General features: G+C 68.0%; 7 protein-coding genes. All 7 read left to right on the forward strand.

What is annotated here, in order from left to right:
* The first annotated feature begins 206 nt into the window (after window positions 1-206).
* Window positions 207-1,073 (forward strand): helix-turn-helix transcriptional regulator, encoded by an 867-nt coding sequence (locus ACIBG4_RS35525; RefSeq protein WP_310712293.1) that lies wholly within the window; start codon window positions 207-209, stop codon window positions 1,071-1,073.
* Window positions 1,074-1,241: 168 nt separating this feature from the next.
* Window positions 1,242-2,675, forward strand: coding sequence for a trigger factor (gene tig, locus ACIBG4_RS35530; protein WP_397206093.1), 1,434 nt, complete (start codon window positions 1,242-1,244; stop codon window positions 2,673-2,675).
* A gap of 135 nt (window positions 2,676-2,810) precedes the next feature.
* On the forward strand, window positions 2,811-4,382 hold the full coding sequence (locus tag ACIBG4_RS35535) for a Na+/H+ antiporter (RefSeq protein WP_397206095.1): 1,572 nt from the start codon (window positions 2,811-2,813) through the stop codon (window positions 4,380-4,382).
* Window positions 4,383-4,493: 111 nt separating this feature from the next.
* Window positions 4,494-5,126, forward strand: a complete 633-nt coding sequence (locus ACIBG4_RS35540; RefSeq protein WP_310712296.1) for an ATP-dependent Clp protease proteolytic subunit — start codon at window positions 4,494-4,496, stop codon at window positions 5,124-5,126.
* An 11-nt stretch (window positions 5,127-5,137) separates the two neighbouring features.
* Window positions 5,138-5,761 (forward strand): ATP-dependent Clp protease proteolytic subunit, encoded by a 624-nt coding sequence (locus tag ACIBG4_RS35545; protein ID WP_310712297.1) that lies wholly within the window; start codon window positions 5,138-5,140, stop codon window positions 5,759-5,761.
* Between the two features lie 174 nt (window positions 5,762-5,935).
* Window positions 5,936-7,219, forward strand: a complete 1,284-nt coding sequence (gene clpX / locus ACIBG4_RS35550; protein ID WP_310712298.1) for an ATP-dependent Clp protease ATP-binding subunit ClpX — start codon at window positions 5,936-5,938, stop codon at window positions 7,217-7,219.
* Between the two features lie 89 nt (window positions 7,220-7,308).
* Window positions 7,309-9,873: a valine--tRNA ligase gene (locus tag ACIBG4_RS35555; protein WP_397206098.1), complete on the forward strand. Its 2,565-nt coding sequence runs from the start codon at window positions 7,309-7,311 to the stop codon at window positions 9,871-9,873.
* The last annotated feature ends 368 nt before the right edge of the window (window positions 9,874-10,241 follow it).

The raw sequence follows: 10,241 nt of genomic DNA on the forward strand, positions 1-10,241 counted from the left end.
GATTTAGTGCATGTCTGGCCAAAATGCACTAGACCATCATGGGTCACGGATCCGGGTGCCTGCAAGACCCAAATGCACGTGCATGTGCAATGTGCAGCAGCATGAGCGGTTACTCGGATGGGTATCCGAATCGGACACCAGGTTGGGACCTTGTCATACCCGACGATGTGGTGTCACTGTGTGTGCGGACCTTGATAGGAGGCAGAGTGACGCAGAACCAGCCGGGTTCCGGCCCTACGGCGCTGCGTATTCTCCTGGGCTCCCAGCTGCGCCGGCTCAGGGAGGCGAAGAGCGTCACCCGCGAGGAGGCGGGCCACCTGATCAGGGGTTCCGAGTCCAAGATCAGCCGTATGGAGCTGGGCCGCGTCGGGTTCAAGGAGCGCGACGTCGCCGACCTGCTCACCCTGTACGGCGTGACGGACGCCGAGGCCCGCGCCGCCGTCCTGGACCTGGTGACCAAGGCCAACGAGCCCGGCTGGTGGCACCGCTTCAACGACGTCCTGCCCACCTGGTTCCAGGCGTACGTGGGCCTGGAGGAGGCCGCGGAGCGGATCAGGACGTACGAGGTGCAGTTCGTGCCCGGCCTGCTGCAGACCAAGGAGTACGCCCGCGCGGTCGTCACCGCCGGAGCGGCCGGCGTCGGCCCCGACGAGATCGCGCGCCGCGTCGACCTGCGGCTCGAACGCCAGCGCCTCCTCGACCGGCCCGACGGCCCGATCTTCTGGGCGGTCATCGACGAGGCGGCGCTGCGGCGCCCCATCGGCGGCGCCGAGGTCATGCGCGCCCAGCTGGAACACCTGGCGGACCTGATGCGCCAGCCCAACATCACGATCCAGATCATGCCGTTCAGCTTCGGCGGCCACAGCGCCGAGGGCGGCGCGTTCAGCATCCTGCGCTTCCCCGACCGCGAGCTGCCGGACGTCGTGTACGTCGAGCAGCTCGCCAGCGCCCTGTACCTGGACAAACGCGAGGACGTCGACCGCTACACCGAGGTGATGGAGCGGCTCTGCGCGGTCAGCACCACCCCGGACGAGACGGCCGCGTTGCTGCGGACCATCGCCGACGAGTTCTGAGGCCCGTCACGTCGCTGTCGGGTGCGCATCTGCCCTAGACTGGCCATCGGCGCTCGTATCCCGCCGTGGCGGAGCATGCCCCAGCGCCGCTCATGTGGGCGCGGCGCGTGAGCCGTACCGATTGGACGCGCCCGCGATCACTCGAAGCATGATCAAGGAGACCACCCCGTGAAGACCGCTGTCGAGGAGCTCAGCCCGACTCGGGTCAAGCTCACTGTCGAGGTGCCGTTCGACGAGCTGCGCCCCAGCCTGGATGCCGCGTACAAGAAGGTCGCGCAGCAGGTACGGGTCCCCGGGTTCCGCCCCGGCAAGGTCCCGGCTCGCATCATCGAGCAGCGCTTCGGCCGCGCGGTCGTGCTGGAGGAGACCCTCAACGACGCGGTGCCCAAGCTGTACGGCCAGGCCGTCGACGAGGTCGACGTGTTCCCGGTCAGCCAGCCCGACATCGAGGTCACGAAGATCGACGACGGTGAGCAGATCGAGTTCACCGCCGAGGTCGACATCCGGCCCAACTTCGACGTCCCCGAGTACAAGGACGTCGAGGTCGCCGTCGACTCCGCCGAGGTGACCGACGCCGACATCGACGCGCAGCTCGACGCGCTTCGTCAGCGCTTCGCCACGCTGACGGGCGTCGAGCGCCCCGCCACCTCCGGCGACTTCGTCGTCATGGACCTGCGGGCCGAGATCGACGGCAAGAACATCGAGGAGCAGCAGGCCAGCGAGGTCTCCTACGAGGTCGGCGCCGGCTCGGTGCTCCAGGGCCTCGACGACGCGCTCGAGGGCATGTCCGCGGGCGAGGAGAAGACCTTCCGCACCGAGCTCGTCGGCGGCGAGAACGCCGGCGAGCAGGCCGACGTGATCATCAACGTCAAGTCGGTCAAGGAGAAGGTCCTGCCCGAGCTCGACGACGAGTTCGCGCAGCTCGCCAGCGAGTTCGACACGCTGGAGGAGCTCAAGCAGAGCATCCGCGAGCAGTCCCGCCGCAACAAGCTGATCGACCAGGTCGTCCAGGCCCGCGACAAGGCCCTCGACACGCTGCTGGAGAAGCTCGACATCCCGATCCCCGACAGCGCGCTCAAGGCCGAGGTCGACGCCCGCAAGCACAACCTCGAGCACCAGATCGCCGAGAGCGGCCTGAGCCGCGACGCGTTCTTCCGTCTCTACCAGACGACCGAGGACGAGCGCTTCGCCGAGTTCGACACCAGCTCCCGCAAGGCGATCAAGGTGGGCTTCGTGCTCGACAAGATCGTCAAGGCCGAGGAGCTGGGCGTCAGCGAGCAGGAGCTGACCAACTTCGTGGTCCGCCGCGCCATGGAGATGGGCGTCCAGCCCAACCAGCTCGCCCAGCACCTGGCCGACAACGACCAGCTCACGCTGGCCATGGTCGAGATCGTTCGCGACAAGGCCAAGGCCGTGCTCGGCGACGCCGCCAAGGTCGTCGACAGCGACGGCAACGAGGTGGACCTCAAGGCCATCTACACCGAGATCAACGGTGAGGAGGTCGTCGAGGAGTCCGCCGAGGACGAGAGCGACGAGAGCGTCGAGGCCGCCGACCAGTCGGACGACACCGCCGGCAAGGCCGAGGACAAGCCGGAGGCGTAAGCCCCCCGGGCGCGAGTCCGGAGCGCGGCCACCGTACGGGCCCACGGCCCGAGCGGTGAGCGCCCACGCACGCGCCGAAGCCCCCAAATTCTATGATTTGGGGGCTTCGTCCTTTTCTTGGGCAGAAGAGGGTCCATGGGCGACCAACCCTTCCTCGCGATCCTGGCCTTCGGCGTCGCGCTCCTCGTTCCGGGCGTGCTGTCCAAGCGCCTGAACGTGCCGGGACCGATCCTGCTGGTGCCGTTCGGCGCCATTGTCGGCTTCCTGCCGGCGCTGCACGGGCTGCACGTGCAGCCGGAGGTGGTCCTCAATGTCTTCCTGCCGCCCCTGATCTACCGGGCGGCGTTCCTGACCGCGCCCCGCGAGAGCCGCCAGGACGCCCTCCCCATCACCATCCTCGCCGTCGGCCTGACCTCCGCCACGGCTCTGTGCGTCATGGTCGCCGTCGGCTTCGCCGTACCCGGCCTGCCGTGGGCCGCGGCGCTCGCGCTCGGTGCGGCGATCGCCCCCACCGACCCCGTCGCCGCCACCTCGGTGCTGCAGCGCGTCGGCGCCCCCAGGCGCCTCGTGACGATCCTGGAAGGCGAGAGCCTGCTCAACGACGGCGTGGCGCTCACCCTGTTCGGCCTGGCCCTGTCCGGCCTCAGCGGCGAGGTCACCGTCGCCGACGGCGTCATCGAGCTGCTGCGCGTCGTCTGCGGCGGCATCCTGTACGGCCTGGCGGTCGCGTGGGTCATCGGCAAGGTGCGCCGCGTGTTCCACGACGCCGGCAGCCAGATCGTGCTGTCGCTGCTGACCCCGTTCGTCGCGTACCTGCCGGCCGAGCACTTCGAGGTGTCCGGCGTCCTCGCCACCATCGTCACCGGCTTCGTGCTCGGCATCAGCCCTCAGGGAGTGCTCCAGCCGGCCTCGCGGCTGAGCGGCCAGGTGTTCTGGCGAGTGCTGTCCCACCTGCTGGAATCCACCCTGTTCGTCCTGCTGGGCGTGCAGATCATGGACGTGTTCCACGAGGTGCGCGACCTGCCCTGGACCCAGCTCGCTCTCACCGCCCTCGTCGCGATGGCCGTCGTGATCGTGCTCCGGCTCGCCTGGACGGCGCTGGTCCTCGCCCCTGTACGGCTGGGGAGGCCGATCGAACGGCGTCAGCGGCTGGTCCTCGGCTGGGCCGGGATGCGCGGCGCCATCACGCTGGCCATCGCCCTGTCCATCCCGCTCGACGCCCCGAACCGGGCCCTGCTCATCTTCCTGGCCGCCTGCGTCGTGCTGGTCACCCTGGGAGTGCAGGCCACGACGCTCGCCCCGGTGCTGCGCCGGCTGGGCGTGGGAGAGCCCCAGGAGGAGGTCCAGGAGGACGCCACGGCCAGGGAGGCGCTCCTGGAGGCCGCGCTGGCCCGCCTGGACGAGCTGGCCGCCGACGACAAGGTGGACGACCGGACCGCGGAGGTGTTCCGGCAGCTGTTCGAGCTCCGCCTCGACCGGGTCCGCGAGGTCCTCGGCGACCTCGACGGCGACGGCGACGGGGAGGGCGCGGACGCCGATGCGGGCGCGGAATCGCACCACGTCGGGCTCCGGCGGGAGCTCATCAGGGCCCAGCGCGACAAGTTGCGACACCTTTACCGCAAGGGCGTCATCGGTGCCGACACCATGCGCAAGCTTGACCACGAGCTGGACGTCGAGGAGCGCCGCAGGGTCTCCGGAGGGGCCTGACCCAACCTGCGCCGTCAGCGAACAGTACGTGGAGCGGGCATGACCTGTGGGCGGCGCGCGTTAAGGTCACAAGCAAAGCCAATCGATTACGACGCATCGGAAGGTGACGCTGTGACCAGCCCGCCGACCTTCTATCAGCCTGAGTCGCGAGGCCGTGAGAACGGCTCGTCCTTCCGGCTTGAGGACCAGCTTTACCAGCGCCTGCTGCGCGAGCGCATCATCGTGCTCGGTCAGGAGGTCAACGATGAGATCGCCAACCGGATCTGCGCGGAGCTGCTCCTGCTCGCCGCGGACGACCCCGACCGCGACATCACCCTTTACATCAACTCGCCCGGCGGCTCCGTCAGCGCCGGAATGGCGATCTACGACATGATGGAGTACGTCCCCAACGACGTCTCCACGGTCGTGATGGGCATGGCGGCCTCGATGGGGCAGTTCCTGCTCTCCGCGGGCACCAAGGGCAAGCGCTTCGGCCTGCCGCACGCCCGCATCATGATGCACCAGCCGTCGGGCGGCATCGGCGGCACCGCGGCCGACATCGCCATCCAGGCCGAGCAGATGCTGTATGTGAAGAAGACGCTGGCCGAGCGGATCGCCTTCCACACCGGGCAGCCGCTGGAGCAGATCGAGGCCGACTCCGACCGTGACCGCTGGTTCACGGCCGATGAGGGCAAGGACTACGGCTTCATCGACCACGTCGTTCGCAGCGCTCGGCAAGTGCCCTCGCAGGGCCCCGTCTCCTAGGGGGAGCTGAAGTGAACATCGAAAGCCGCTACGTCCTCCCCTCGTTCGTCGAGCGCACGTCCTACGGCGTGAAGGAGATGAACCCGTACAACAAGCTCTTCGAGGACCGCATCATCTTCCTCGGGGTGCAGATCGACGACGCGTCGGCCAACGACGTCATGGCCCAGCTGCTGACGCTGGAGTCGCTCGATCCCGACCGGGACATCAGCATCTACATCAACTCGCCCGGCGGCTCTTTCACGGCCATGACGGCGATCTACGACACGATGCAGTTCGTCCGGCCGGAGATCCAGACCGTCTGCCTCGGCCAGGCCGCCTCCGCGGCGGCCGTGCTGCTGGCCGGCGGCACCCCGGGCAAGCGCTTCGCGCTGCCCAACGCCCGGGTCCTGATCCACCAGCCCTCCACCGAGGGCGGCGGCCAGGGAAGCGACATCGAGATCCAGGCCCGCGAGATCCTTCGCATGCGATCCCTCCTGGAGGACATCGTGGCGAGGCACTCCGGAAAGTCCTCCGCCGAAGTCCGCAAGGACATCGAACGCGACAAAATTCTCAACGCGGACGAGGCGAAGGCGTATGGTCTGATCGACGACATCATTCCGTCGCGGAAGAAGCGAGCTCAGGCGGTTGCTTCCTGACGAGGATGTGACGCACCGGAGCGCTGCCCAATAGGGCACGTTCCGGTGCGACTCGCCGCCAGGGGGCTCACTGAGGGCCCAGAAGACGGTAACGTCGAAACCTGAGCGGTTCGGACCGGGTCCGGAGGACACGGATCGCGGAGCAGGGCGGTCCCACGCAAAGGAGTATCTGGGGTGGCACGCATCGGCGACGGGGGAGACCTGCTGAAGTGCTCTTTCTGCGGGAAGAGCCAGAAGCAAGTCAAGAAGCTCATTGCCGGTCCAGGCGTCTACATCTGCGATGAGTGCATCGATCTCTGCAACGAGATCATCGAGGAGGAGCTCTCCGAGTCCTCCGAGCTCAAGTGGGACAACCTGCCCAAGCCGAGAGAGATCTACGAGTTCCTCGACGCCTACGTCATCGGTCAGGACAAGGCGAAGAAGGCACTCTCGGTGGCGGTCTACAACCACTACAAGCGGGTGCAGTCCGGTGACCGGGGCAGAGACGACGGCCTGGAGCTGTCCAAGAGCAACATCCTGCTCCTCGGGCCCACGGGCTCCGGCAAGACACTGCTCGCACAGACGCTGGCGAAGATGCTGAACGTGCCCTTCGCCATCGCCGACGCCACGGCCCTCACAGAGGCCGGCTACGTCGGCGAGGACGTCGAGAACATTCTGCTCAAGCTCATCCAGGCCGCCGACTACGACGTCAAGAAGGCCGAGACGGGCATCATCTACATCGACGAGGTCGACAAGATCGCCCGCAAGAGCGAGAACCCGTCGATCACCCGGGACGTCTCCGGCGAGGGCGTCCAGCAGGCGCTGCTGAAGATCCTGGAAGGCACCACCGCGTCGGTGCCGCCGCAGGGCGGCCGCAAGCACCCGCACCAGGAGTTCATCCAGATCGACACCACCAACGTGCTGTTCATCTGCGGCGGGGCGTTCGCCGGCCTGGAAAAGATCATCGAGTCGCGGGTCGGCAAGAAGGGCATCGGCTTCAACGCCGTCATCCGCTCCAAGGAGGAGATCGACACCGTCGACATCTTCTCCGACGTGATGCCGGAGGACCTTCTCAAGTTCGGCATGATCCCCGAGTTCGTCGGCCGGTTGCCGGTCATCACCTCGGTGCACAACCTCGACCGCGAGGCGCTCGTCCAGATCCTCACCGAGCCCCGCAACGCGCTCGTCAAGCAGTACCGCAAGCTCCTGGAGCTCGACGGCGTGGAGCTGGAGTTCACCGACGACGCGCTGGAGGCCATCGCCGACCAGGCGATCCTGCGCGGCACCGGCGCCCGCGGCCTGCGCGCCATCCTGGAGGAGGTGCTCCAGTCCGTGATGTACGAGGTGCCCTCCCGCAAGGACGTGGCTCGCGTCGTCATCACCCGCGAGTCGGTGCTGGAGCACGCGATCCCCACGCTCGTACCGCGCGACCAGCTCGCCGCCAAGCAGCAGCGCACGCCGCGCGAGAAGTCGGCCTGACCAGCAGGCCGGAGCCTTCGTCCCCGCGTACGCCCCATGGTGCAAACCGTGGGGCGTATCGCTTTCCCGCCTCCCTAGAATGGGGCACTGTGACAACGCCAGAGCTGCCCACCCAGTACACCCCGGCCGACGTCGAGACCCGCAGCTACGAGCGATGGGTGTCCGAAGGCTACTTCCACGCCGAAGCCGGCAGCTCTCGCGCGCCCTTCAGCATCGTCCTCCCGCCGCCCAACGTGACGGGGGTCCTGCACATCGGGCACGCCCTCGACCACTCCATCCAGGACACGCTCACCCGCCGCGCCCGCATGCAGGGGCGCGAGGCGCTCTGGCTGCCCGGCATGGACCACGCCGGCATCGCCACCCAGAACGTCGTGGAGCGTGAGCTGGCCAAGCAGGGCCTGTCCCGCCACGACCTCGGGCGCGAGGCGTTCGTGGAGCGCGTCTGGGAGTGGAAGGAGGAGTCCGGCGGCCGGATCCTCGGCCAGATGCGCAAGCTCGGCGACGGCGTGGACTGGGAACGCGAGCGCTTCACCATGGACGAGGGGCTGTCCCGCGCCGTCCACACCATCTTCAAGCGGCTCTTCGACGACGGGCTCATCTACCGCGCCGAGCGCATCATCAACTGGTGCCCGCGCTGCCTGACCGCGCTGTCCGACATCGAGGTCGAGCACAGCGAGGACGAGGGCGAGCTCGTCTCCATCCGCTACTCCGACGACATCGTCGTCGCCACCACCCGGGCCGAGACGATGCTCGGCGACACCGCGGTGGCCGTCCACCCTTCCGACGAGCGCTACGCGCACCTCGTCGGCACCATGGTGGAGGTGCCGCTGACCGGGCGGATGATCCCGATCGTCGCCGACGAGCACGTCGACCCCGAGTTCGGCACCGGCGCGGTCAAGGTCACCCCCGCCCACGACCCCAACGACTTCGAGATCGGCCGCCGCCACTCCCTGCCGTCGCTGACGGTCATGGACGAGCGCGGCGTGATCACGGCCCACGGACCGTTCGAGGGGCTCGACCGGTTCGAGGCGCGCCCTGCCGTGGTCGCCGCGCTGCGGGCCGAGGGCCTGATCGTCGCGGAGAAGCGGCCGTACCTGCACTCGGTCGGCCACTGCTCGCGCTGCAAGACCGTGGTCGAGCCGCGGCTGTCGCTGCAGTGGTTCGTCAACGTCGCCCCGCTGGCCAAGGCCGCGGGCGACGCCGTGCGTGACGGCCGCACCCGCATCCACCCGCCGGAGCTGGCCAAGCGCTACTTCGACTGGGTCGACGACATGCATGACTGGTGCATCTCCCGCCAGCTGTGGTGGGGCCACCGCATCCCGGTCTGGTACGGCCCGGAGGGCGAGGTCGTGTGCGTCGGACCGGACGAGGCTCCGCCGGAGGGCTACACCCAGGACGCCGACGTGCTCGACACGTGGTTCTCCTCGGGCCTGTGGCCGTTCTCGACCCTCGGCTGGCCGGAGGCGACGCCCGAGCTGGCGCGCTTCTACCCGACCTCGGTGCTGGTGACCGGTTACGACATCCTGTTCTTCTGGGTGGCCCGGATGATGATGTTCGGGCTGTACGCGATGGACGGCGAGCCGCCGTTCCGCGTCGTGGCCCTGCACGGCATGGTCCGTGACCAGTACGGCAAGAAGATGTCGAAGTCGTTCGGCAACGTCGTCGACCCGCTCGACTGGATCGAGCGCTTCGGCGCCGACGCGACCCGCTTCACGCTCCTGCGCGGTGCCAACCCCGGCGCCGACGTCGCGGTCAGCGAGGAGTGGGCGGCCGGCTCCCGTAACTTCTGCAACAAGATCTGGAACGCCACGCGCTTCGCGCTCATGAACGGCGCGACGACCGGCTCCCTGGACGGGCTCGACCTGACGCCGGCCGACCGCTGGATCCTTTCGCGCCTGCAGAGCGTCATCTCGACGGCCGACGCGGCCTTCGAGGAGTTCGAGTTCGCCAAGGTGTCCGACCTGCTTTACCACTTCGCGTGGGACGAGGTCTGCGACTGGTACCTCGAGCTGGCCAAGATCCAGCTCGGCGAGGGGCTGGAGCACACCAGGCTCGTGCTCGGGCACGTCTTCGACGCGCTGCTGCGGCTGCTGCATCCATTGGTGCCGTTCGTCACCGAGGAGCTGTGGCGGGCCGTCACGGGCGGCGAGTCCATCGTGGTGGCCCCCTGGCCGGTGGTGGAGTCGGCGTACGTGGACGCCGGCGCCGAGAAGGAGATCGTCGCGCTGCAGGAGCTGGTGACCGAGGTCCGCAGGTTCCGCTCCGACCAGGGGCTGAAGCCGGGGCAGAAGGTCGCCGCCCGGCTCGGGCTGGCCGGCACGACTCTCACGGGGCAGGAGGTGGCGATCCGCTCCCTCCTGCGGTTGACCGAGCCGGACGACGGGTTCTCCGCCACCGCCCGCCTCGCCGTGGGCGAGGTGACCGTCGAGATCGACACGGCGGGAGCCATCGACGTGGTCGCGGAGCGGAAGCGGCTGGAGAAGGACCTGGCCGCTGCCCGCAAGGAGGCCGCGCAGGTGGCGGCCAAGCTGGGCAACGAGCAGTTCATGGCCAAGGCCCCCGATGACGTGGTGGCGAAGGTCCGAGGACGCGCTGAGCAGGCCCAGGCGGACATCGCGCGCCTTGAGGCACAACTCGCCGGCCTGGGTGTTTGAGACCTCCCGGTACGGGGAAGGCTCTCTTCTTACAGAAGTTGGGTCTTGGGACCCCGCGCGGGCTGGTAGAGTTTTCCGCGCGGGGCCAGTTGGCCCGGATCTCCTCTGACTGAGCCGAACTTCTGGCTGTGTCCACCTCGTGTTGGACAAAGGCTAAAAGTTCGAGTAAGTTAGCAGGGTTGCCTCGAAGCGGGGCAGACCCGGTATTTACCGGATCGAGCGGTTTGACAAGAACCACTCGAATCTGATAGAATACCGACAGACGGAATGTAAGCCTCTCGCAGTTCCGGGGAGTACGCGTCCGTTTCTTGAGAACTCAACAGTGTGTTAAAAGCCAGTGCATGATGCACAACCCCGTCATTTCGGTG

Origin of the sequence: Nonomuraea sp. NPDC050383 (assembly GCF_044459125.1) — a bacterium.
Lineage (GTDB): Bacteria > Actinomycetota > Actinomycetes > Streptosporangiales > Streptosporangiaceae > Nonomuraea.